Raw genomic sequence first — 22,609 nt, 5'->3', positions numbered from 1 at the left:
TATTGCTGTAAATTTCAATAGTTCATGTTTTGTTTGCGTAGCATTTGCCAGCTGCGCAATAGAGTCGACTGGTCTGGCGCCATCGCAGGCAAGCCAGCTCCCACAGTGAAGGGTGTTCCCATGTGGGAGCCGGGCTTGCCCGCGATGAGGCCAGTTGTCTCACCCTGCCTATCAGGGCTGGAACGCGCCGATAAAGATCGCCGGGTCCACCCGGGCGTCGTTGAGGCTGATGTTCCAATGCATGTGCGGCCCGGTCGCACGGCCCGTGGAGCCGACCTTGCCGACCACCGCGCCGCGTGCCAGTTGGTCGCCGACTTTCACGTCAATCTTCGACATGTGACAGAACATGCTGATAAAGCCCTGGCCATGGTCGACAAACACGGTGTTGCCGTTGAAGAAGTAGTTGCCGGTCAGGATCACCTTGCCGGCTGCCGGGGTCTTGATGGGCGTGCCGGCACCGACCGCAAAGTCCAGGCCCGAGTGCGGGTTGCGCTCCTCGCCATTAAAGAACCGGCGTACGCCAAACTTGCTCGACAGCGGCCCGTTCACCGGCTTATCCAGCAGCAAGTTACTTGGCGTGTTCGGGCTGAAGCTGCGATACGCCTTGAGCTGTACTGCCAGTTCACCCTCAATGCGCTTGAGTTGCGCCGGGGCCGGGTTCACCTGGCTTTTGTTCTTCAGGGTGATGTGCTGCTCGGGGTATTTCTTGAACCCCACCACGAACGGCAGGTTTTGCGCGCCACTGCTGATGCGTTCGGTACCGGGTTTGGTGGTGAGCGGAATCCCCACAATCGCCAGCCAGTTGTTCTGTTCCTTCACCACCAACACCGGCCGGTTCAAGTACGTCGCTTTGGGCGCCGTCGCCGCTGTACCCAGGTCGACCACCGCAACACCGCCAGGCACCGGCTTGTTCAGCAGGCGCGTGATGTAGCTGTCGGCGTGGGCGTTAAAGGTCAGGCAAACGAGCATCAACAAGCTGAGAAAACGTGGCATCAATCAATCCAGTAGCGAAAGGGTGACGGGCGTCAGGTGGTTATCTTCCACCCGCACCTGCAATTGGCCTTCACCGAGGCGCGCGGTCAGGCGCTGGCCGGTGTGGGTTTGCGCGGCGTTGCGAATGGCCTGGCCGCGCTCGTCCAGCAAGATGCTGTAACCACGGCCCAGCGTTGCCAGCGGGCTGACCACGTGCAGCGTTTGCACCTGGCTTTGCAGTTGCAGACGACGCGCCTTGAGGCCTTCGCGCATGACGCGGGGCAGGCGTTCGGCGAGGCTGTCCAGGCGTTGGCGCAGCAGGGCCAACTGGCGGCCGGGGTGTTGGCCGGCGAGGCGGGTCTCCAGGCGGATCAGGCGTTCGCGGCGGGTATTCAGGCTGCGCTCGAAGGCGCGGCGCAGGCGCATGTCCAGGTCATCCAGGCGCTGGGCTTGCTGACGCAGGCGCTCGCCGGGGTGACGCAAACGACGGGCCATGCCTTCCAGGCGCAGGCGGTCGTGGGTCAGGCGGTTGCGCATCAGCATCACCAGACGGCGATGCAGGTTTTCAACCTGGCGCGTCAGGTGGCTGGAGTCCGGCGCTAGCAATTCAGCGGCCGCGGAGGGCGTCGGGGCGCGGATATCGGCCACAAAGTCGCTGATTGAAACGTCGGTTTCATGCCCGACGGCGCTGACAATAGGCGTGACGCACGCGTCTATGGCGCGTGCGACCGCTTCTTCGTTGAAGCACCACAGGTCTTCCAGCGAGCCGCCGCCTCGGGCCAGGATCAAGGCGTCGAAACCACGCGCGTCGGCGAGTTTCAGCGCCCGCACGATCTGCGGGATCGCCTCCCGGCCTTGTACGGCGGTCGGGATCAGTGTCAGTTCAACGTTCGGCGCCCGGCGACGGAATACGCTGATGATGTCGCGAATCACCGCGCCGGTCGGCGAACTGATGATGCCAATGCGCCGAGGGTGCGCCGGCAGCGGCACCTTGCGCTCGGCACTGAACAGGCCTTCGGCGCTGAGTTTTTCCTTCAGCGCATCGAACGCCAAACGCAGCGCGCCGTCACCGGCGGGCTCCACGGTATCGAGGATCAGTTGATAATCGCCACGGCCCTCAAACAACGAGACCTTGCCGCGCACCTTCACCGCCAAGCCGTCTCTCAAGGCCTGGCGAACCCGCGCGGCATTGTTGCGAAACAGCGCGCAACGCACTTGGGCGCCGCTGTCCTTAAGGGTGAAATACACGTGGCCGGACGCCGGGCGGGCGAGGTTGGAGATCTCGCCTTCGACCCAGATATTGGTGAACACGTCTTCGAGCAACACCCGCGCGCGGCCGTTGAGTTGGCTGACAGTCAGGACTTCGCGGTCCAGGTTTAAGCGGGCAAAAGGATCTTTAATCATGGGCGGCAGTTTATAGGCATTCGTGCAGCGTTTGACAGAACTGCTCTACGAGCGCGCTGGGCGCCTGCGCGCAGGCCAGGGCCACGGTGCTCAGGCAGTCCGGGTCGGCCAGGGGCAGAAAGTGCACGCTGGCGGGGGCGATGTCCCTCATGGATTTTGGTAACAAGGCAATACCGAAGCCAGCCTGAATCAGCTGCAGCTGGGTGGTTTTGCGCGACATCACTCGCGCCGCCTTGGGGAAAAATCCCGCTCGCATGCACAACTCGGCTGACAGATAACTCAGACCACCGCGTTGCGGATGGGGGATCGAGATAAACGCTTCGCCCTTGAGTTGATCCCATTCAATCGGCGCTTGGCTGAGCGCCAACGGGTGCTTCGGCGGCACCGCCAGCAATAGTTGCTCACTGAATAAAGGCACCACGCGCACACCCTCACGCTGGCGCAATACCGGCAGGCGCAACAGCCCGACCTCCAGGCGACCGTCGGCAATTTCCTCCAGTTGCGCTTCAGAGGAGAGTTTGACGATGTCCATCGACACGCCGGGGCAGCGCTCCAGCCAGGTGCTGATGCCGTGCAGCAAAGGCCCGCTCATCGGCACCGTACTCGAATGGCTAAGGCGCAAGGTACCCCGCTGGCCATTGCCCACTTGGGTGGCCATCTCGCTGGCCTTGAGCAATTCGCTGAGCAGGTTGCGTGCTCGTGGATAAAAGGCTTCACCTGCCGCCGTCAACCGAGGCTGGCGCGCGGTGCGTTCGAACAAGGGCGTTTGCAGCTGGTTTTCCAGCTCCTTGATTTGTCGGCTCAGGGCCGATTGCGCCACAAACAGACGCTCAGCTGCGGCGGTGAAGCTGCCGCTGTCGGCAATTTCGACGAAGTAACGCAGTTGGCGGGTGGAGATCACGCGTCATGCCTTTTTGAGATGGGTGAAGGGCTTTGAAGATATTAGCCGCAACACTCGACGATAGCTAAAGTGAGCCCCATCTCTTTCAAGGAATAAACCATGAGCCCAGTTGAGCTGATGAGCCAGTGGTCGTTTAGCGGCGTGGACTGGCTGGTGATCGGCGCAGGCGTCGTTGTGGCCTATGTGGTCTTCGGCATCGCCGGGTTTGGCACGGCGCTGGTGGCCGGACCGATCCTGATCCTGTTTATGCCGCTGTCGAAGATCATCCCGCTGCTGGTGTTGCTGGATTTTGTCGCGGCGTTCGGCAACCTGCTGCAATCGCGGCGGGATGTGAATAAGCCGGAGCTGTTGCGGTTGCTGCCGTGCATGGCCATTGGTTGCACCCTCGGCGTGGTGTTTTTGCTCAACCTGCATTCGGATGTGTTGTTGCTGTTGATGGGGCTGTTTATCAGCGCCAATGCGATTTACAGCCTGGTGGTGAAGGCACGGCCCGCGCAGCTCGCTAAAGGCTGGGCAATTCCCATGGGCACGGTCGGCGGGCTGTTTGGTGCGTTGTTTGGCAGTGGCGGCTTTTTATATGCGATCTACCTGAACAGCCGGTTGCCCAAGGAGGCGGCGCGGGCTACGCAGAGTGCGTTGATCAGTTGCAGCACGGTGGTGCGCCTGGGTTTGTTTTTGATTGCCGGGGTGTATGCGGATTTGCCGTTGTTGATGTTGGCGGTGTGTTTGCTGCCGGCAATGGCGCTGGGGCTGTGGGTTGGGCGCAGGTTGACGATGCGACTGTCGCGTGAGGCCTTTATCAGACTGGTGACTTGGCTGGTGCTGGCCAGTGGCATTGCGTTGATTGCGCGGTATTTGAGTACTTGACCTGTGTGGGGCAGGGATTAAGCTGCCAGCCCTCAGGGCCTCTTCGCGAGCAAGCCCGCTCCCACATTTGAATATATTCACACATCAAAATGTGGGAGCGGGCTTGCTCGCGAAGACGTCAGTAGCCACACCGCAGGACTCTCATGAATTCCCAAAGCATCCTTGTCCCGAAAATCTCCACCTTACCCGTCCACGAACCCCGCGCCCGGGCAATCGTGCGTTGGCTGGTGCGCAAGAACATCATCAAGGAAGAGCTGACCACCTGTGGCCGCACCGGCAACCGCATGGCGTACGCGCTGGCTGACGGCGCCCGTGCGGTGGTGTTGCACCCGCAAGCGTTGCCGTTCAACGAGCCGGTCAACGGCCTCGAAATTATCTACAAGCGCTGCATCTATACCCCGGCCAAAGGCTTTCTCGAAGAAGCCGGCTGCCCGGAATGCCTCAAGGAAGTTGGCGAAGCGCTGTTCGAAAGCCTCGAAGACTGGATGCCCGGCCACACCGACAACTTCACCTGCCCGCTGTGTGGGCATGAAGATGACATCAACGGGTTTTTGTTCTTGCAGGAATGCGGGTTCTCCAACCTGGGCTTCATCTTCAACAATTGGGCGGAGGCGGGCTTCAAGCAGAGCTTCATCGACGAATTCGCCGACTGGCTGGACCAGAAGATCAGCTGGGTCAAAGTCGAGTTGTAACCCTTCTATCAGTATTACCAAGTTTGTCAGAGTTTTACATTGAGCCCGGCAGGGTGCATGTATATAATGGCGCGCTTCCATTTTCCCGCTCGGGAGCCCCCGCGATGCTGCGTATCAGCCAAGAAGCTCTGACATTCGACGACATTCTCCTAGTGCCCGGTTATTCCGAGGTGCTTCCTAACGAAGTCAGTCTCAAGACCCGCCTAACCCGTGGCATCGAGCTGAATATTCCCCTTGTTTCTGCTGCCATGGACACCGTCACCGAAGCCCGTTTGGCAATCGCCATGGCTCAGGAAGGCGGCATCGGCATCATCCACAAGAACATGACCATCGAGCAGCAAGCTGCCGAAGTGCGCAAGGTCAAGCGTTACGAAGCCGGTGTGGTGAAAGATCCCATCACCATCGACGCTGACGCCACCGTACGTGACCTGTTCGACCTGACCCGCCTGCACAACATCTCCGGTGTTCCCGTGCTGCACGATGGCGACCTGGTCGGCATCGTCACCTCCCGTGACGTGCGTTTCGAAAACCGCCTTGAAATTACCGTCCGTGAAGTGATGACTCCTAAAGAGCGTCTGGTCACTGTGCGTGAAGGTGCCGACAAGGACGACGCTCGTGAACTGCTGCACAAACACCGCATCGAGCGCGTGCTGATCGTCGACGACAAATTTGCCCTCAAAGGCATGATGACCGTCAATGACATCGAAAAAGCCAAGGCTTACCCGCTGGCCAGCAAGGATGACCAGGGTCGTCTGCGCGTTGGCGCTGCGGTCGGCACCGGCAAAGACACCGGCGAACGTGTCTCGGCCCTGGTGGCGGCGGGCGTTGACGTGGTGGTGGTTGACACTGCACACGGTCACTCCAAAGGCGTGATCGACCGCGTGCGTTGGGTTAAAGAGAACTTCCCTGATGTACAAGTGATCGGCGGCAACATCGCCACCGGCGCGGCGGCCAAGGCCCTGGTTGAAGCCGGCGCTGACGCGGTCAAGGTCGGCATCGGCCCTGGCTCGATCTGCACCACGCGTATCGTCGCGGGTGTCGGCGTGCCGCAAATCAGCGCCATCGCCAACGTCGCCGCAGCCCTTGAAGGCACTGGCGTTCCGTTGATCGCCGACGGCGGCATCCGTTTCTCCGGTGACCTGTCCAAGGCCATCGTTGCCGGTGCTTCCTGCGTGATGATGGGCTCGATGTTCGCCGGTACTGAAGAAGCGCCGGGCGAAATCGAACTGTTCCAGGGCCGTTCGTACAAGGCTTACCGTGGCATGGGTTCGCTGGGCGCCATGTCCCAGGCGCAAGGCTCTTCCGACCGTTACTTCCAGGACTCCTCGGCAGGCGCAGAGAAGCTCGTACCGGAAGGTATCGAAGGCCGTGTGCCGTACAAAGGCACCCTCAGCGCGATCATCCACCAACTGATGGGCGGCCTGCGTTCCTCGATGGGCTACACCGGCAGCGCCGACATCGAAGAAATGCGCACCAAGCCTGAGTTCGTACGGATCACCGGCGCCGGCATGGCTGAATCCCATGTCCACGACGTGCAGATCACCAAGGAAGCGCCAAACTACCGCGTAGGTTGATGCTTTCAGCAAAATGTTAAGTAACCGGGGCTGTCTTATTCAGCCCCGAGTTGTTTCTGAATCATTAGACGAGACTGACTTCATGGCCCTCGACATTCACGCCCACCGCATCCTGATCCTCGACTTCGGTTCCCAGTACACCCAGCTGATCGCCCGCCGCGTGCGCGAAATCGGTGTGTATTGCGAACTGCATCCGTTCGACATGGATGACGAAGCGATCCGCGAATTCGCCCCGAAAGGCGTCATCCTCGCCGGTGGCCCCGAGTCCGTGCACGAAGCCAACAGCCCGCGCTGCCCGCAGGCGGTATTTGACTTGGGCGTACCGGTCTTCGGTATCTGCTACGGCATGCAAACCATGGCCGAGCAACTGGGCGGCAAGGTTGAAGGCTCCGAGCTGCGTGAATTCGGTTATGCCCGTGTCGACGTGGTCGGCAAGAGCCGCCTGCTGGACGGCATCGAAGACCACATCGACGCCGACGGCCTGTTCGGCCTCGACGTGTGGATGAGCCACGGTGACAAGGTCACCAAAATGCCGGCCGACTTCCACGTCCTGGCCAGCACCCCGAGCTGCCCGATTGCCGGTATGTTCAACGACGAGCGCGGCTACTACGGCGTGCAGTTCCACCCGGAAGTGACCCACACCAAACAAGGCGGGCGCATCCTGTCGCGTTTCATCCTCGACATCTGCGAGTGTGAAGCCCTGTGGACCCCGTCGAAAATTGCTGAAGACGCCATCGCCAATGTGCGCGCCCAGGTCGGCACCGACAACGTGCTGCTCGGCCTGTCCGGCGGCGTTGACTCCTCCGTGGTTGCCGCGCTGCTGCACAAAGCCATCGGCGACCAACTGACCTGCGTGTTCGTCGACAACGGCCTGCTGCGCCTGCACGAAGGCGAGCAAGTGATGGCCATGTTCGCCGAGAACATGGGCGTCAAAGTGATTCGCGCCAACGCCGAGGAGCAGTTCCTCAACAACCTGGCTGGCGAGTCCGACCCAGAGAAGAAGCGCAAAATCATCGGTCGCACCTTCATCGACGTCTTTGATGCCCAGGCCACCAGCCTGGACAACATCAAGTACCTCGCCCAGGGCACCATCTACCCAGACGTGATCGAGTCGGCCGGCGCCAAGAGCGGCAAGGCCCACGTGATCAAGTCCCACCACAACGTGGGTGGTCTGCCTGAGGAAATGAACCTCAAGCTGGTAGAACCGCTGCGCGAACTGTTCAAGGACGAAGTCCGTCGCCTGGGCCTGGAACTCGGCCTGCCGTACGACATGGTTTACCGCCACCCATTCCCGGGCCCTGGTCTGGGCGTGCGCATCCTTGGTGAAGTGAAAAAGGAATACGCCGACCTGCTGCGTCGCGCCGACCACATCTTCATCGAAGAACTGCGTAAAGCCGACTGGTACCACAAAGTCAGCCAGGCATTCGTGGTATTCCAGCCAGTTAAATCTGTAGGCGTTGTAGGCGATGGCCGTCGCTACGCGTGGGTTGTTGCGCTGCGTGCTGTGGAAACCATCGACTTCATGACCGCGCGCTGGGCACACCTGCCGTACGAACTGCTGGAGACTGTGAGCGGCCGTATCATCAATGAGATCGAAGGGATCTCGCGCGTTACTTATGACGTGTCGAGCAAGCCGCCGGCGACGATTGAGTGGGAATGATTGGACGTCCGGCATTGTCCGGCACGATCTAGCAAGAAATGCCATGGAGCCCGCGTAATTGCGGGCTTTTGGCTTTTTGGGTCTGGCAAATTCTGGCAGCTTTGTGCATCGCCAAGCACCGTGTTTGTATGGCATGGTAAGGGGCATTGACTGAGCCAAATGCCATGTTCGGTGCTCGATACCATGTCCCCCTAGTAGGGTAGGGCATGGTATCAAATCTCATCATCAGCCCGGTTTCATTGGGTTTCACCGTGGTGCATGAGTGCTTTTCTGAGCATGGTATTTTTTTCCATGGAATCCATAACTGCCATGTTGACCGATACCAAGCTGCGTAACCTCAAACCGAAAGAAAAACTCTACAAAGTGAACGACCGCGACGGGCTGTACGTGGCCGTCACTGCTGCCGGTTCCATCTCATTTCGCTACAACTACTCCATCAACGGCCGTCAGGAGACCATCACGTTCGGTCGCTATGGAGTGGGTGGCATCACACTTGCTGAAGCCAGAGAGCGCCTGGGAGAGGCTAAAAAGATGGTTTCCGCGGGTAAGTCACCTGCCAAAGAGAAAGCCCGTGCCAAGGCGCGCACCAAAGGGGCAGAGACGTTTGATGCATGGGCTGAGAAATGGCTGCGTGGGTATCAGATGGCTGACTCAACTCGGGACATGCGCAGATCTGTTTACGAGCGCGAGCTCAAGCCGCAATTTGGTAATCAGAAACTGGTGGAAATCAATCATGAGGATCTGCGAACGCTGACTGATGCAATCGTGGAGCGTGGAGCTCCAGCGACGGCCGTGCACTCCCGCGAGATTGTGATGCAGGTGTTCCGATGGGCTATTGAGCGTGGCCAGAAGGTCGAGAACCCGGCTGATTTGGTACGTCCTGCAAGCATCGCTAAATTCGAGCCACGTGACCGCGCTTTAGAGCCTGACGAAATCGCGTTGATGTATCAGTACCTGGACCGCATCGGCACCGCCTCATCCGTGAGAGTCGCCGCTAAGCTGCTGTTGCTGACCATGGTTCGCAAAAGTGAATTGACCAACGCTACCTGGAACGAGATCAATTTCAGCGAAGCTCTGTGGACCATTCCGAAAGAGCGGATGAAGCGCCGCAACCCTCATTTAGTGTTCTTATCTCAGCAGGCTTTGGATTTCTTCATTGCGTTGAAGACGTTTGCCGGTGGTTCAGATTACGTCTTTCCCTCCCGGTACGATTCTGATTTGCCAATGAGCACCGCGACGATCAATCAGGTGCTGACGCTGACCTACCGGCTTGCGCAGAAAGAGGGGCAGTCGCTGAGCAAGTTCGGACCGCATGATTTGAGGCGCACGGCGAGCACGCTGCTCCATGAGGCGGGTTACAACTCCGACTGGATTGAGAAGTGCCTTGCGCACGAGCAGAAGGGTGTAAGGGCCGTCTACAACAAGGCTGAATACCGTGATCAGCGTCGAGCGATGTTGCAGGATTGGGCGGATATGATTGACGAGTGGACGCTTAACCGGCCACGTCGAATTAACGTCGGCAAAGAATGAAGTTAAAGTTTTCGATCTTATGATGGTGGCTGCTTTCGAGCTCGTCGTCTGATGGCCGCAGATACTGCTTGGCGTGATACGCCAAGTTGCCGGGCAATTTCAGCCTGATTGGTAATGCCTTGATTCAGCAAGTCATCCACCGAGCTTGTTGGTGACTTGAGTATCTGGAGCTGGCTATAGGCCGTTTTTCTGACCTCAGCCCATGTCTCTATATCCCACCTAGGGAGAACAGCAGCTCCTTGGGACCAGATTTTTGCAATTAAATCCTCATACTCTAATGCATACCTACGGTCGCGCTGATAAGCGCGCCGAGCTTCATCGCTACGCCGCGGGTTGTGAGCTTCACAGTAAAGTTTGCTCGGTCTCGATGCGCCTTCGGGATGGTTCGGTAAGGCCGCAGGCCACATTAACTCGCCCTGGCGCGCCCAGGTAGAAACGAGCATTCGACGCTCGACGTGCTCACGGAATGCTTCTACCGAAAAGTCTCCACGTAATTCCTGCCAGTCGCAGTATCTCGCCAGCATACGAGAGGTTTCGTATTTGCCGAACTCTCCCTCCAATGCCCGTTCGTAGCGAGCGACCAAGTTAGCGGTTTTTTCCTGAGCATCTACACGCATAGAGTTTGTTAGCGGCACTGCTTTGACATTTCCGCGCTCTAGACGCTTGAACACCTTTGGCGCCGCCTTGCTGATCGCATATTCGGTAGACCGCCAGCAAAGTTCGCAGAAGCCCCAATCGTACTGACTGCTCAACTTAGCCCGGATGCGATCAGACGACGTATCGCTTTCTCTAACCAGCATTTGCAGAAGCGGGTCGTAGGTGCTTGACGCTTTTTCGTTTTTCTTCATCGTCTGATGATAGCGCTGAATGACAACCAAATTCTAACTTTTTTGCGCCCTAGCTCTGGCGCTAGAGGGCATTGTCAAGCATCTGACGACTCTGAAGGAAAGTGACCTCATGGAGAGCAAAGCTAAGAGCAAGACACTCATCAACCGCAAGAAATTGCACGCGATGATCCCGCTTGCTGAACGCACGATCTACAACATGGAGCAGCGGGGCGAGTTCCCGCGCCGTATCGCGCTAACCAGTCGGAATGTTGCGTGGGATCTCACTGAAATCGAAGAATGGATTGACGCACGTAAATCGTCGGGCATTCATGCGGTCCGCCCCGGAACAGGAGCCTGAATTATGGCTATTGATTTACGGGCGGCGTTCGAGAATGAACCGCCTGTACTGGACTTTATATGGCCCGGCTTTCTCGCGGGAACGGTCGGAGCGCTTGTGGCTCCCGGAGCCACCGGAAAGAGCTTTTGGGCGTTGGAAGCCGCAATGTCCATTGCGTGCTCTGTTGCCGGTGGCGACCTTGTAGGGCTTGGCCCTAAGCGCACTGGACGTGTGGTCTATTTCGCCGGAGAAGACCCGGAAGTCGCGTTGGTGTGCCGCGCTCATGCCATAGGTCAGCACCTGAATCAGCAGGCCCGCGAGGCTATCGCGGAGAATCTAACTATCAAGCCCATCATGGGCATGCTCATGAACGTGATGGATGACCAGCAACGTGCTGACGTAATCAAATTCTGCGACGGTGCCCGGCTGATTGTGCTGGATACTCTGAGTCGGATTCACGACCGGGACGAAAACAGTAACGGAGACATGGCGCGACTTGTCGCCACTCTTGAGCACGTCGCGGCCAGCACCGGGGCGTCAGTCCTATATCTGCACCATGTCAGTAAGGGAAGCGCCCGCGAAGGCCAGACCGATCAGCAGCAAGCAGCGCGTGGTGCGTCCGCCCTTATCGACAATGCCCGTTGGTGCGGTTTCGTGGCAAAGATGACAAAAGACGAGGCTGAGGGCCTCAGTGATCGTGCTTATGACAGGCTTCCCATAGGGGATGACCGGCGAGGGTACTTTGTGCGCTTCGGTGTGTCCAAACAGAACTACGCTGCTACGCAGCTTGATCGTTGGTATTTGAGGCACGGCAGTGGCGTGTTGTTGCCAGTGGACCTGCTTGTAGCTAAACAGGATGGTGGAAAGGGTCGGCACCGTGAGCAAGCATGACTTGACCCACGCCCGCCACGACCCCGTGCATTGCCTGGCACCGGGCCTGTTCCGTAGCCTCAAAAAAGGAGAACAAGAGCGCAAGCGCACTAAGCTAGACGTGGTATATGACTACGGCAATGGCAAGCGTGTCGAGTTCAGTGGACCGGAACCGTTGGGGGTCGACGATCTCCGTATTTTGCAGGGACTTGTGGCCATGGCCGGGCCTTATGGCCTTGTGCTGTCGCCCGACCCACAGACAGAAGCCGGTCGGCAGCTACGGCTATTCCTAGAGCCAAAGTGGGAAGCAGTCCAGCAGAATGCAATGGTGGTCAAAGGCAGTTATGGGTCGTTGGCCAGCGAAGTGGGCTATGCCAATAAAAACGATACCCAACCAATACGCGATAGCATCGAGAGGCTGTGGAAAGTCTCCATCATTGCTCAAAACGGAAGTAAACGGCAGGGCTTTCGCCTGTTGTCCGAGTACGCCAGCGACGATCAGGACGGCAAACTATACGTGGCATTGAACCCTCTGATTGCTCGCGCAATCATGGGCGGGCAACACATCCGCATAAACATGGATGAAGTGAGGGGGCTACAGACCGATCCCGCCCGTTTGATCCACCAACGTCTATGTGGCTTTATTGACCTCGGCAAGTCGCGGCTGGTCGAGCTGGAAACGCTTTGTGGCTATGTTTGGCCAGACCAGACGACGAACCAAAATACTATCAGAAAACGCCGTAAAACAGCACGCAAGGCGTTGGCTGAGTTGGTTGCTGTGGGTTGGAAGCTGGACGAATATGCCAGGGCTAAATGGGAAATCCGGCGTCCCAAGGGCCACGATAACGGCACCCACCCCACGATAACGGCACCTACCCCACGTTAACGGTACCCACCCCACGTTAACGGTACCCAGGCCCCACGTTTTCAGTACCCAAACCCCACGTTAACGGCACCCGGCCAGTTTCTGAAAACCCAGCAGTGGTAGGCCTTTGCGGGCAGTTTGCGAATTCCATCCAAGATTCTCTAAGAATCTCCAACATGCGCGCTTCGCGCCGCGCCTTGAAGGCGCCGCGCATAGCAGCTGCTCTTGGTCGGCCTACGGCCGTTGAACACCAAAAGGGAAGGGCACTTGTAGGGTCTCTGCATTGGCCTAGTTGCGAGCAGTGAGACTGTCCGTCGAATACACACCATCAGCCCACCTGACAAATCGTGTCGTCAGTGCGTTCAGATTTACAACGAAAAGAAAGGGTAGGGGTAATCGACCCCATGCGGCAGGTGAAGCAGCCTCAAATCCGGTCTTTGCCGCGTATTGCAGCCACTTCCGGGAGGCTGACATAAAGGGGGGCCTCTTTGGGTTGTCGTCCAGTGTGCGACCCTTCAGGGCGTCTGAGTGTGTAATAGACGGGGCCGACCACTGCTCTCCTTTTGGTGTCCACAAAAAAGCCCTGCATCTGCAGGGCTTGGGTTTAACAGGGTTAAAGTTGATGAGGCTACTTTCTGTTGTTCGACATATCAGCACGTACCTGATCGAGCTGTGCAGCTTGTCGTTTACTGCCGAATAGAGGCAATCGGTTGTAGGATTGAGCCGCGCCTAACAGACCAACAGCCACAGGCAGGGCCAGCGGGCTGATCCGGGACTGCAATGCATAGTAATGCTTCCCGATAGCTTCCAGTTTTGCACCATGGCCACGTGAGCGTAACCAGCGGCCGAGGAGCTGCATACCAAAGGCGTAGGCAGTGGCAAACACACAAAAAAGGATAAATTCAATCATTAGGAAAGCTCCGGTTTATTAGTGTCGTTTTGGAATTGAGTAGGCACTGCCGCTGGCTCTTGAGCCGGGCGAATGATGTTAGACGTCTGGCTTGCTTCAATGCTGTTATCACTACCGCTACCAGAACCACTATCGCGCTGGCTTTGATCACCACCAAACCCGCCACCCATGCTTGCCGCGCCTTCCATGCCGGGCACAGAGATAGCAGAAAGGATGCCAGCGCCTCGCGTTAGCGCATTGGCCACCTGATGTCCGCTAATGCCGCCGCTACCCTCCTGCGCGTCGTCAGTGCGTTGTTGGGACGCTTGCGGGGTTGATTGCGAACTACCGCCGCCTTGAACCCCTTGTGGGGTCGCGGCGGCCTCGCCCTTAGGATCTTCCACGTTGCGTTGCGCCGCCTTCCCGGCCTGTTTGGCCGCTTGCTGTACGCCTTGGCTTGACAGCGGAACTGGGCCGCTACCGCTAGGGCCACCAGAGGCGCTCCCCCCGACCTTGGCACCAGCCGATTTAGCGGCAGAACTGCCGCCAGTGCCAGAACCGACGCCCGCGCTAACCTCGCCAGTGCTGACTGCGCCACCACCTGCACCGGCCGCACTACTACCACCGGCAAAGCTGGAATTGATCGATGCAGCAAGGCCACCACTACTGGATGCCGCACTTGCAGCACTAGCACCATTCCCGGCAGCGCCGAGTGCCCCTGCGGCTGCCGGACCTGCGGCGCCTGCGGTCGCAATAGTGGCCACTGCGGCGGCTGCACCAGCCGCAACAGCCGCAGCCATACCACCGAGAGAGCTGCCGCCACCCATAGACGAGCCGTTAATCATGCCCGCTATCAAATCAGGGATGGTTTTGGTTAGGTAAGCGCACATCAACGACAATCCAACCAAAGTCATCAGAGAAGCCTCATCATTGGTATAAGCCGCTTGCCACTTCTCAGCTACAGACAAAATCAGGCCAACTATTAGCGTCAATATGAACAACTTAGCACCCACAGAAACGGTGTAGCGAATAACGGTCAGCGTGTATTCCCGCGTCCATTGGGATGCGCCAAAGGCCATAAACAAAACAGATGCATTAATAACAACATAGGCCTCAACCAAAGTCACAAAGACAAACGCCGCAATGAAGGAGAAAGACAGCAAAACAATGAGGGCGGCGAGCGCAACAACTATATTTAGTGACCCGTTAAAGATGCTTATTCCGCTCAGAATCGACCGCGAAAACTCGACCGCCATGGCAAACATGTCACCTGGCATTAGCTCAGAAGTTGGCAAGCTCGCTGCGTGTGCACCTGCTTGTCTGAAGCTATCAATAATGGCACCTGCCCACTCCGTTGAGTGGTCAAGCAGGATATTGAAAAATCCGATGATCATAAGAAAGCGGATCAACTCGCCGATTAGCTCGCTGAAATCCGCCTGCTTGAACACCAATGGGACAAACGTCCATATAAATTGGATAAGGGCCAAACTCCAAAATACAGTTACGGCATAGCCATGAAGACGAGGCCCCCAGTCATTAGAGGTATTTTGTATTAACACTAAAAGTCCTGTCATTGACGTGTTGCTTTGCGCCAAATCTAGACCCGCAGCCATTGCGTTTCCAAAGGGCAGCAACAGTGATGCTAGAACAACTGTGAAAATAGTTGTGCGTCTCATGTTTAGAATCCCTGAGATGGGCCGCGAGTATTCGGGCGCTCTTGGAATTTTCGAGTGGCTGCATCAGATTGTTTAATTTTTTCAGCAACTGTTGCGCAATCACTCCCGGCAGAAACAACGTTGTTCAAGGCCGCGCCACTAATTCCCGATACAGTGATCAGTGCAGCCAGAAACCATTTTTGAATCATCATGTTTAAAACCCCTGAGACGGGCCGCGAGTGTTTGGGCGTGATTGGAATTGTTCAACAGCAGCATTATTTGTTGCCTGGCGCTCGGTTTCTTGAGCAATGTAGTTGCCTTGCAGGGTTATTTGGGTCGCGACCAAGTCACGTAGTTTTTGGAGCTGCTGCACGTTTGAAGCTGCAATCTCGTTCCCTGCTTGGATCGCCTGCATGCGACCAGCCGATGACTGCGAACGGTTCACCAGTTGTTCAAGGTGCGCATCTTCTGTCTCAAACGTGCTGATGTTCATGCCCGCTGCTTGCATCGCCGTCTTGGCGTTATCGAAGCCTTGCGCTGACCATTTTTCATAGCGATCCGGCATCACGTCCGTTGCCTTGCCGCTCGACTGGATGAACTTCTGCAAATACGTCTTATAGCCGGGAAACTGCGTGTTGAATTGCGAGTCTAGATTCGCCACGTTGCGACCCAATGACTGAGCCCGGTTGTAGATGCTGGCCACGCGCTGCATGTCTTGGGTGATCCTGCCAAACATGCTGTTCGGCAACGAAACGCCCTGCGTGACCATGTTGTTGTATTGCTGGACTTGCGTCGAAAGCTGCTCTGCCGTGTTCAGCGCCGTGTTGACTGCTTCAGCGTACTCGAACATCTGTTGATAGAATGTAGAGCAGTTTGTGCAGTAGATAGCAACGGCGTTCTGTTCGGTGAAAATTAACGTAAAAGCTGTTAATAATAATCTCCATCCTTTTATCATTTTTTTTGTCTCCAGTACTTGCCTATCATAATGAATTAACGTGGTTACTTGCAGTAACGAGCGACGTAACGTGTGAACTGCACATATCCAAAGCTAAATCGATCAACGTATTCCGCATAGATCCATGCAAGAGGGTAACCGAGTAGTATTTTAGTTTCTAACTCCTTTCTGACCGAGAAGAACTCAGAGCGGCCAGCTCTTCTTTTTATAGGCTTTAGACTATTGTTTTGCATCGGCTTTCCTCCTGTTGATGCTGTTAGTTCTAGCATGGATAAAAGCATAGGAAAACACAGAATAGCTTGGTAGAGAAAATTAATGAAATATAACGCGATTATATGCGGTTCAAGGAGATTTAAGTCGGATCTAAGCAGTTCAATGCGACTGTATGCGATTTATAGAAATTTAACGTGATTGAGGATTTTTTTGTTTTGAATCGCATTGAATCGCTTACAACGGGACGGCAAGATGTGTGTTGTGGGCCTACGCTGCTTCGCAGCTACGACCCCCACCACCGCCCCTTACTCGCCTGCGGCTCGACGGATCTTGCTCTGCGAGGCTCACCATCGCTGCCGCGACTGTTGAAAAGCTTGAGAGGTACAGCATGGAGAAAGAGCAAAAGCCCACCCCTCGACGGAAGCTGCCGCCGATCAAGGTATGGGTGTCGGAAGACGAGCGCACAGAGATCGAGGACAAAGCTCGCCAGGCCAACATGTCGTTGTCCGCCTACCTGTTGGCGGTCGGTCGTAACAGCCCTATTCGATCCGTGGTTGACCTGCTAGCAGTTGCTGACTTGGCCAAGGTCAATGGCGACCTTGGCCGGGTGGCCGGACTACTGAAACTTTGGCTCGCGGAGAAGCGCGGACAAGGCGCAAGTCCAATGGATGTGGAAGCGATGATGAATGACTTTCGTAAATTGCAGAGCGAGGTGCTTTCCATCATGTCACGCGTCGTAAGATGACTGCTGTACGTGTCGTCTGACACAAAGCAAAGTTCAGCTTCGCACAGTCATGCCGTATCAATGCGGCCAATCGAGCGCCTGATGTTGGATTGATAGGTGGTTAGCCAACGCATCGAAGGTTCGTTCTGCGGCATGTTGCATGCATCGACGGAAGCATTGGTTGGCAGCACGCCCTATGTCGAGGCACGCAGGGCTGCGACCTCGATTCATCGGTGATGGAACTGATGAGGCGGGTGACGGCTGTGGTTAAGGTGAGTCGTGAGGCTTTCAGGGCGAGATTTGTGGTGGTTGAAGCCCGAGCACGGGAGGCGCGCACGAATGGTTGCCTTGTACCGCTTGGTGATGGAGATCGAGAAGCAAATCATGTGATTTGGTATAGACTGGATTGCACAATCCAAAATGCGAATCGGTAAGCATTGTCGAGGCTTAAATGAAAAAACAACATAGGAAAGATCGAGGCCACGATGAAGTTATGGCGGAGGCGTTTGACTCTGATCCAGAATACGCGATGAAACTTGCTGAGGACGTTTTACGTGATGGCGAACAAGGAGAGATTGAAATTCTGCGTCGGCAGATCCCAATAATTCCAGAAAAATATCAAGAGCAATGATTTTAGTATCGCTCTATCAATAGTTTATTCAAGGGGGAAACATGGCAGTTCCTGTGCACCATAGGGGTCGCAACGCATATCATTTCACATCGATACAGAATCTTGAATCAATAATTGATCACGGTATTTTTTCGACCAATCAAAAAATTGCTCGCGGCATTCTGCACGTTAACGTCGCTGAGGAAGGAATACAGAGGCGTCGGGCGCTTATGCAAGTGCCTGGAGCCAACGGGCGGTGTGTTCATGATTATGTACCATTCTATTTCGCAAAGAAAACGCCTATGCAGCAGGCGGTGCTCTATAAGAAGAACGTAGATCAGCAGTTCATCATTTACCTTTCCGTTTCGGTTTTGCTGATGGAGACAAGAGCTGGGGCCTATTACACAAGCGCGTCTGCAAATACGGACGTTCCCCCAGCTTTCTTTTCTGGAAATCATCAGTCTGATCAGCTCGACCAACTAGATTGGCAAACTATCGATAACAATCGGTGGGGATATGACGACGATGCTCAGAAGCACCGCAAAATGGCGGAGCTTTTGTTACCAGATCATGTCCCATTGTCTGAAATTAATCAGATAGTTACATTTAATCGCAGCGTGTCTGACTGTGTTAGGCAAATTTTTCAGAACAAAGGAGTTGTTCCGCCGAACATTGTGGAGGCGGGAGGGGAGCATTATTATCTAGAGCCTGGTAACTGGAATGCTTCTTTGGTTACAGGGCCTTTTTTCCTCAAGCGTTTTGTAGATGAGGCTATTTCTCATGTGGTCTCATTTCAGCGTCAGGTGATGCCGAAATTCCAGACCTTAAGTGACGCCTTGCGTGCTATTCGCGCTAACTTCGCGGCCATCAGAGAGCTAGAAGATATCGATGGTCTCGGCGCGAACTACGGGCCACATCGTGAAGATGTTGGCGCTCATTCTCGACGTGTTTCGGGGCTGGTGCTGAACTCACCCGAATATATTCAGTTGGACCCTATCCATCGTGAGGTCTTGGAGCTTGCAGCTTATCTCCACGATATAGGCAAAGGGCCCAAAACACGCTGGCCCAATAGCTTTATGAATAAGGCTGATGGTGAACATCCCAAAAAATCCCTGCCTATGTTGAAAAGAATTTTGACTGAGGATTTGCCTATTCTGCCACCAGATATAGTCCGAAAAATTATAATGCTGGTGACTTATGATGACCTACTGGGTGAGATTGTTGCTAAAGGTCGGGACAAAAGTCAGTTGTTCGATATAATTACTTGTCCTGAAGATATCACTATGTTGGTGGCTTTGAGTAAGGCTGATATTGGTGCGTTAAATCAAATTTGGTTGATGCAAGTCTCTGCTGGAATCGATGCCCTCAGAGTTGAGGCTCTTCAAAAATTGCAAGGTAATATTTAATGATAGAGTTTGTTTCCGGAGATTTTTTCGATTTTGATGCGGATATCATGATCAATACAGTCAACTGTGTTGGTGTGATGGGTGCAGGTGTGGCGCTCGCATTTAAGAAAAGATTTCCTGAAATGTTCGATGACTATGCTGAGAAGTGTCGTTCGGGCATTATTCGCCCCGGCCTGCCTTCCGTTTGGTTGCAAAAGGATATGATCTCGAAAGACATCGAGATCATAAATTTTCCGACTAAAAATCATTGGAAGAATCCATCTGAGTATCATTATATTGATGATGGGTTGGAATGGCTTTCTAAGTATCTTGAAGATAAGAGTGGAAAAGTAGTAACTCTTCCGGCCCTAGGCTGTGGTCATGGTGGTTTGGACTGGGACAGGGTCCGATCCATGATTGCTGAGAAGCTAAAAAACTCTCCTGCGCATATATATGTCTTTGAGCCCTTCGATTCAGTGAAAGCGGGCAATGTCAAAGCTTCGGAGCCTGACTATGAGCAACTGCTTGGTTCGGTTGGGGCTGGGGTTGTTAAATATGCGTCGGACGCATACCCGGAAAAGTTGCGCATCTACACCAAGAAGGATGTGTATTACTATCCAAAACAGCAAAATAAATTTAGATACGATTTTTCAGTTGTATGCAGCAGCAAGCCTGACTTAAGCGAGATAAATGCTATACGAAAGTTTGTTGATTTTTGCGTTCTCGAGAAGTGTAGTATTTTGTTGGGGGGGACAGCCTTTGAAAAAAAACTCGCGCTTGAACTTTCGACCCAAGGTGTAATTTGCGGCTGTGTTCTCCCATCCGGAATCTACGAGTCCATAAAAAAAGTATCGTCATCAACGCGAAAAGAAAAGCCTAATCTTCTCTCGATAGGTAATCCAGTAGTTGCCTTCGATAAGAAAGAATTTATGCCTTCTGTTTTTGCGAGGATGTATCTTTCTGAGAAGGTGGTATTTTTCGCTAGCAAGCTTGCTTGGTTGGAAAAATATAAGAGTCAACTCAAGCGGATATCTGTAGATGCGTATTACTGCGTTTCTGAAATCAGCTCACCAGAGGATATAAAGGCGGTATTAGACATTCGGGCAAAAGGATTTGACTTGGATATGCCCCTAACAAGCGTTTTCGCGGATGATATTCACAAGTCTGATGCGGCTAAGGGGGGGGGATCGAACTCTGCTTGATCTCAGCTTAGCCAAAGTCGAGCATGGTATCGATCATGGTACTTTATGGTCTCGCATTCATAAGATTCTGATTTTTATCGTTTTTTTATAGATTAAAATAATTGAGTGGGAGTGAGCCTGCGTTAGCAGGTGAATGCTGAACCACAAAACCCCGGCCATGTGCTGGGGTTTTGTATTTTTGGAGTTCGTAATCTCAGGCAACTGGATCAAATTGTAGAAGGGGCTTTTGTGGGAGCTGGCTTGCCTGCGATGGCATCACCTCGGTATGACTTGATAACGAAGTGACAGGTATTAGAGAAACTGTGCTCGAATCAAGTCCGTATCGAACGGTGTTATCCCGTGATCAGGCGCAAACACTGTCTGCGCTTGCTGTGGCGAAGCCACTCGTTCTCCGCGTGCTCGAACATGTAAGTCGAACAGCGTTTCCAAATCCGGCCGTGGCGTATGCACCAACGCTCGCAGCATCAGCGATACCCCGCTGAGGTTGTTGTCGACGTTGTTCCAGCGCGGTGATGAAGTGAGTCCCAGGTCGGCCCAAATCATGCGTCGCTCCTGCAAGTCCATCACGAATGGAAGACAGATAACTGTGTCGGACGCTATGTCGATACGGTCGAACACGGATTTAGGCTCGAATACTTCACCCGACGCCACGTCCGCACGGGCCATCCAGCCAGCGAAGCATTCTGGAAGATCGCAGTACGGTTGCTGGGTGTAGGAGTTGATAGACGTGACGACATAGCGAATACCCTTCTCGACGAGGATATCAAGGTCGAGGTCGATGAACTCTGACGCCCCTTTGGGTGCGTCCACGATATCGCCACTGTGGTAGCCGCCGTAACCCTTGAGGTTGTAGTACGCAACCGCTTCTCTGAATACGAAGTTGGCGTCGAAAAATGCTGCGGACAAGTCGATGTCCGTGCGTGCACGGCCGTTCTTCCACCACAGGAACAGGCGAATGAAGTGCGTATCAGGGATTGGCAACCGACTGCCGCGCACCAGCGTACGCAGTGACTTTGCTGAGGCACGCTGTGCCATCGGCACTCTGTATTCGCGTAATTCGGGATCGATGAAGCAGCGACCGAGCGGCGGTAGCGACGCAAAACGCTTTACGAGCGCGTCCTCGCAGATTCGGGCTGCACACGCCAGCACCTCCGGTGTTAGAGGCTCGCGCCGATCTTTGATGGCATAGACTTTGGCTAGTGCACCTTTCGGCGTGAACGCTCGCAGAGGAAGAGGGCGTGGCGAACGTACTTGGGCCAGCAGTTGCAGCAGAACAGGTGAGGACACGTGTGCCGCAACCGCCTCGAACGCATCTAGAACCGGCTGTGGTTCTGCTGCTCGTCGCAGGGTCGCGTCCAACCGTCGTGCGAACTCACCAGGACGACTCTGTAATAGATGCGTAAGCGTGACGATGTGGCGCTCGGCAAACAAAGTTTCTACACGTGACCCAAACGAAGCAGGCGCATCATTGCGCCGCGCTGCCGTGATTGCGGCCAGCGCTCGCGGGTATTTATCGGCGTAGTCGCCCGGATGCAGTACTTCAGACAGGCGTTTCCAGCGTTCAGCATGGCGCATCACGTCTTCTACAGCGTTGGGTATTTGGTCGAGTAGGCGCAAGAGCAGACGGCGTATCGCGCGCTTCATGGCTGTGAAACGTGTCGAAGCTGTTGCTAGTGACACGTCTCCACCATTCAGAGCGACCGCGAGTCGTAGCACGTCAGTCGCTGTTTCGACGTTTTTCTCAAGGAATGCGCCCACCCGTGCATCGCCGGCTACCTGCAAGATAAGTGCGCCGCCAATCTGTGCGCGGATCTCCCGGAACGGAATGGCTTCAGGCAGTAGGCGGAACACATCGTTTTTGTACGTTCGGATAAACCAGGCGACATCGGCGGCTTCCTCTTCGGAGAGCGAAGTGCGTGATGAAACCAGTGGCTCAAGCAGTCCCTCAAATTCATCGACGCTTCCCGGTTCGATAACGCGGGATATGAAGTTGCCTTCAAGCATCGCAGGTCGGGAATGTTCAGTTGGCGGTAAACGCAGAAGCGTGAAGTAGTGAATGACGGCGTTAAGGTATAACTCTCCCTCGGAGGCCGTCAGGACCTGCTCTGGAAAGTCAGGGTAAAACGGCCGGTGCTCAACATGAGCTCCAGTTTGCCGTTGAAGGATTCCGACGATTTCGCTCAGCCAATGCTTGAGTTCTGTCGCTGACAACGTGCCGAGTTGTTCAATCAGGGACTCTGATAGTACGCATCGGAATGCCGCGACTTCCCGGACAGCCGACGCGACCTGAGCGCGCGTGGCACCGCCAATTCCCTTCGGGACGTGAACTTTGCTACGGCGACGCAGGAAAAGATCCTGATTCATGCTTGTTTTTCTCCTTTGGCCGCCGTCGTGGACGAGTTGCAGTATGGTTTTACAGCTGATGTAAAAACGCCTGCAAGAAGCAGGCGCAGTGTGGAGAGCGAAACCCCTAGGTC

22 protein-coding genes are annotated in these 22,609 nt (G+C 55.2%); 12 read left to right on the top strand and 10 right to left on the bottom strand.

Annotated elements, in window-relative coordinates; translation table 11 throughout:
* Positions 1–171: 171 nt before the first annotated feature.
* The 3 genes from Q7C20_RS14950 to Q7C20_RS14940 are packed head-to-tail and all read right to left on the bottom strand — an operon-like array spanning position 172 to position 3,277.
* Positions 172–993, bottom strand: a complete 822-nt coding sequence (locus Q7C20_RS14950; protein WP_348055947.1) for a peptidoglycan DD-metalloendopeptidase family protein — start codon at positions 991–993, stop codon at positions 172–174.
* 3 nt (positions 994–996) lie between these two features.
* Positions 997–2,376 carry an exodeoxyribonuclease VII large subunit gene (gene xseA / locus Q7C20_RS14945; RefSeq protein ID WP_348055949.1) on the bottom strand — a complete coding sequence of 460 codons (1,380 nt, stop codon included), beginning with the start codon at positions 2,374–2,376 and terminating at the stop codon, positions 997–999.
* A 10-nt stretch (positions 2,377–2,386) separates the two neighbouring features.
* Positions 2,387–3,277, bottom strand: coding sequence for a LysR family transcriptional regulator (locus tag Q7C20_RS14940; protein WP_375068346.1), 891 nt, complete (start codon positions 3,275–3,277; stop codon positions 2,387–2,389).
* Positions 3,278–3,376: 99 nt separating this feature from the next.
* On the opposite strand from Q7C20_RS14940, the gene Q7C20_RS14935 reads away from it, so the two are divergent.
* The 5 genes from Q7C20_RS14935 (at position 3,377) to Q7C20_RS14915 (ending at position 9,600) form a co-directional block, all read left to right on the top strand.
* Positions 3,377–4,144 carry a sulfite exporter TauE/SafE family protein gene (locus Q7C20_RS14935; RefSeq protein ID WP_375068345.1) on the top strand — a complete coding sequence of 256 codons (768 nt, stop codon included), beginning with the start codon at positions 3,377–3,379 and terminating at the stop codon, positions 4,142–4,144.
* 143 nt (positions 4,145–4,287) lie between these two features.
* Positions 4,288–4,836, top strand: coding sequence for a sugar ABC transporter ATPase (locus Q7C20_RS14930; protein WP_348055955.1), 549 nt, complete (start codon positions 4,288–4,290; stop codon positions 4,834–4,836).
* A gap of 104 nt (positions 4,837–4,940) precedes the next feature.
* Positions 4,941–6,410, top strand: coding sequence for an IMP dehydrogenase (gene guaB, locus Q7C20_RS14925; RefSeq protein WP_375068344.1), 1,470 nt, complete (start codon positions 4,941–4,943; stop codon positions 6,408–6,410).
* Between the two features lie 82 nt (positions 6,411–6,492).
* Positions 6,493–8,070, top strand: a complete 1,578-nt coding sequence (guaA, locus tag Q7C20_RS14920; RefSeq protein ID WP_375068343.1) for a glutamine-hydrolyzing GMP synthase — start codon at positions 6,493–6,495, stop codon at positions 8,068–8,070.
* Between the two features lie 309 nt (positions 8,071–8,379).
* Entirely contained in the window at positions 8,380–9,600 is a 1,221-nt protein-coding gene (locus tag Q7C20_RS14915; protein ID WP_375068342.1) for a tyrosine-type recombinase/integrase, read from the top strand.
* A 17-nt stretch (positions 9,601–9,617) separates the two neighbouring features.
* Here the strand turns inward: Q7C20_RS14915 and Q7C20_RS14910 are convergent, their stop codons facing one another.
* Positions 9,618–10,478: a hypothetical protein gene (locus Q7C20_RS14910; protein WP_375068341.1), complete on the bottom strand. Its 861-nt coding sequence runs from the start codon at positions 10,476–10,478 to the stop codon at positions 9,618–9,620.
* A 79-nt stretch (positions 10,479–10,557) separates the two neighbouring features.
* Here Q7C20_RS14910 and Q7C20_RS14905 point away from each other — a divergent pair, with 79 nt between their 5' ends.
* From Q7C20_RS14905 to repC, 3 genes are read left to right on the top strand one after another with little or no spacing between them, the layout of a single operon-like run.
* Complete coding sequence (locus Q7C20_RS14905) at positions 10,558–10,785, top strand: helix-turn-helix transcriptional regulator (protein WP_375068340.1); 228 nt, start codon at positions 10,558–10,560, stop codon at positions 10,783–10,785.
* Positions 10,786–10,788: 3 nt separating this feature from the next.
* A complete protein-coding gene (locus tag Q7C20_RS14900) occupies positions 10,789–11,655 on the top strand; it encodes a helicase RepA family protein (protein WP_375068339.1) in 867 nt (288 codons plus the stop codon).
* Complete coding sequence (repC, locus tag Q7C20_RS14895; RefSeq protein ID WP_375068338.1) at positions 11,621–12,520, top strand: replication protein C, IncQ-type; 900 nt, start codon at positions 11,621–11,623, stop codon at positions 12,518–12,520. Before Q7C20_RS14900 ends, repC begins: the two co-directional genes overlap by 35 nt.
* Before the next feature lie 607 nt (positions 12,521–13,127).
* On the opposite strand, the gene Q7C20_RS14890 is transcribed toward repC, so the two are convergent.
* From Q7C20_RS14890 to Q7C20_RS14870, 5 genes are read right to left on the bottom strand one after another with little or no spacing between them, the layout of a single operon-like run.
* Positions 13,128–13,409 carry a hypothetical protein gene (locus tag Q7C20_RS14890; protein WP_375068337.1) on the bottom strand — a complete coding sequence of 94 codons (282 nt, stop codon included), beginning with the start codon at positions 13,407–13,409 and terminating at the stop codon, positions 13,128–13,130.
* Positions 13,409–15,064, bottom strand: a complete 1,656-nt coding sequence (gene trbL / locus Q7C20_RS14885) for a P-type conjugative transfer protein TrbL (protein ID WP_375068336.1) — start codon at positions 15,062–15,064, stop codon at positions 13,409–13,411. The genes Q7C20_RS14890 and trbL overlap by 1 nt, the downstream gene beginning before the upstream one ends.
* Before the next feature lie 2 nt (positions 15,065–15,066).
* Positions 15,067–15,255 (bottom strand): hypothetical protein, encoded by a 189-nt coding sequence (locus tag Q7C20_RS14880; RefSeq protein WP_122763835.1) that lies wholly within the window; start codon positions 15,253–15,255, stop codon positions 15,067–15,069.
* 2 nt (positions 15,256–15,257) lie between these two features.
* Positions 15,258–15,998 (bottom strand): P-type conjugative transfer protein TrbJ, encoded by a 741-nt coding sequence (gene trbJ, locus Q7C20_RS14875; RefSeq protein ID WP_375068335.1) that lies wholly within the window; start codon positions 15,996–15,998, stop codon positions 15,258–15,260.
* Between the two features lie 44 nt (positions 15,999–16,042).
* Positions 16,043–16,231 carry a TraK family protein gene (locus tag Q7C20_RS14870; RefSeq protein ID WP_375068334.1) on the bottom strand — a complete coding sequence of 63 codons (189 nt, stop codon included), beginning with the start codon at positions 16,229–16,231 and terminating at the stop codon, positions 16,043–16,045.
* A 368-nt stretch (positions 16,232–16,599) separates the two neighbouring features.
* Here Q7C20_RS14870 and Q7C20_RS14865 point away from each other — a divergent pair, with 368 nt between their 5' ends.
* The 4 genes from Q7C20_RS14865 (at position 16,600) to Q7C20_RS14850 (ending at position 20,132) form a co-directional block, all read left to right on the top strand.
* A complete protein-coding gene (locus Q7C20_RS14865) occupies positions 16,600–16,956 on the top strand; it encodes a CopG family transcriptional regulator (RefSeq protein WP_375068333.1) in 357 nt (118 codons plus the stop codon).
* Positions 16,957–17,386: 430 nt separating this feature from the next.
* A complete protein-coding gene (locus Q7C20_RS14860) occupies positions 17,387–17,566 on the top strand; it encodes a hypothetical protein (protein ID WP_338650839.1) in 180 nt (59 codons plus the stop codon).
* 41 nt (positions 17,567–17,607) lie between these two features.
* The gene (locus Q7C20_RS14855; protein ID WP_045338579.1) at positions 17,608–18,951 is read left to right on the top strand and encodes a DarT ssDNA thymidine ADP-ribosyltransferase family protein; all 1,344 of its coding nucleotides are present in this window, start codon (positions 17,608–17,610) and stop codon (positions 18,949–18,951) included.
* Entirely contained in the window at positions 18,951–20,132 is a 1,182-nt protein-coding gene (locus Q7C20_RS14850; RefSeq protein ID WP_338650837.1) for a macro domain-containing protein, read from the top strand. Before Q7C20_RS14855 ends, Q7C20_RS14850 begins: the two co-directional genes overlap by 1 nt.
* Before the next feature lie 291 nt (positions 20,133–20,423).
* Here Q7C20_RS14850 and Q7C20_RS14845 read toward each other — a convergent pair whose 3' ends face one another.
* Complete coding sequence (locus Q7C20_RS14845) at positions 20,424–22,496, bottom strand: TerD family protein (protein WP_375068332.1); 2,073 nt, start codon at positions 22,494–22,496, stop codon at positions 20,424–20,426.
* Positions 22,497–22,609 lie beyond the last annotated feature (113 nt).

It is taken from the genome of Pseudomonas sp. AMR01 (genome assembly GCF_041946035.1).
GTDB classification, from domain to species: Bacteria; Pseudomonadota; Gammaproteobacteria; order Pseudomonadales; family Pseudomonadaceae; genus Aquipseudomonas; species Aquipseudomonas antarctica_B.
The sequence above is the reverse complement of the archived record's forward strand: the minus strand, read 5'-3'. Positions and strand labels throughout refer to the sequence as shown.

Coding starts and splice junctions, on each gene's coding strand:
- Q7C20_RS14930 (WP_348055955.1), top strand. CDS start 4,288: ATGAATTCCCAAAGCATCCTTGTCCCGAAAATCTCCACCTTACCCGTC.
- Q7C20_RS14865 (WP_375068333.1), top strand. CDS start 16,600: ATGGAGAAAGAGCAAAAGCCCACCCCTCGACGGAAGCTGCCGCCGATC.
- Q7C20_RS14880 (WP_122763835.1), bottom strand. CDS start 15,255: ATGATGATTCAAAAATGGTTTCTGGCTGCACTGATCACTGTATCGGGA.
- Q7C20_RS14905 (WP_375068340.1), top strand. CDS start 10,558: ATGGAGAGCAAAGCTAAGAGCAAGACACTCATCAACCGCAAGAAATTG.
- trbL (WP_375068336.1), bottom strand. CDS start 15,064: ATGAGACGCACAACTATTTTCACAGTTGTTCTAGCATCACTGTTGCTG.
- Q7C20_RS14855 (WP_045338579.1), top strand. CDS start 17,608: ATGGCAGTTCCTGTGCACCATAGGGGTCGCAACGCATATCATTTCACA.
- guaA (WP_375068343.1), top strand. CDS start 6,493: ATGGCCCTCGACATTCACGCCCACCGCATCCTGATCCTCGACTTCGGT.
- Q7C20_RS14850 (WP_338650837.1), top strand. CDS start 18,951: ATGATAGAGTTTGTTTCCGGAGATTTTTTCGATTTTGATGCGGATATC.
- Q7C20_RS14900 (WP_375068339.1), top strand. CDS start 10,789: ATGGCTATTGATTTACGGGCGGCGTTCGAGAATGAACCGCCTGTACTG.
- guaB (WP_375068344.1), top strand. CDS start 4,941: ATGCTGCGTATCAGCCAAGAAGCTCTGACATTCGACGACATTCTCCTA.
- Q7C20_RS14950 (WP_348055947.1), bottom strand. CDS start 993: ATGCCACGTTTTCTCAGCTTGTTGATGCTCGTTTGCCTGACCTTTAAC.
- Q7C20_RS14935 (WP_375068345.1), top strand. CDS start 3,377: ATGAGCCCAGTTGAGCTGATGAGCCAGTGGTCGTTTAGCGGCGTGGAC.
- xseA (WP_348055949.1), bottom strand. CDS start 2,376: ATGATTAAAGATCCTTTTGCCCGCTTAAACCTGGACCGCGAAGTCCTG.
- Q7C20_RS14845 (WP_375068332.1), bottom strand. CDS start 22,496: ATGAATCAGGATCTTTTCCTGCGTCGCCGTAGCAAAGTTCACGTCCCG.
- Q7C20_RS14860 (WP_338650839.1), top strand. CDS start 17,387: ATGAAAAAACAACATAGGAAAGATCGAGGCCACGATGAAGTTATGGCG.
- Q7C20_RS14870 (WP_375068334.1), bottom strand. CDS start 16,231: ATGCAAAACAATAGTCTAAAGCCTATAAAAAGAAGAGCTGGCCGCTCT.
- repC (WP_375068338.1), top strand. CDS start 11,621: ATGGTGGAAAGGGTCGGCACCGTGAGCAAGCATGACTTGACCCACGCC.
- trbJ (WP_375068335.1), bottom strand. CDS start 15,998: ATGATAAAAGGATGGAGATTATTATTAACAGCTTTTACGTTAATTTTC.
- Q7C20_RS14915 (WP_375068342.1), top strand. CDS start 8,380: ATGTTGACCGATACCAAGCTGCGTAACCTCAAACCGAAAGAAAAACTC.
- Q7C20_RS14890 (WP_375068337.1), bottom strand. CDS start 13,409: ATGATTGAATTTATCCTTTTTTGTGTGTTTGCCACTGCCTACGCCTTT.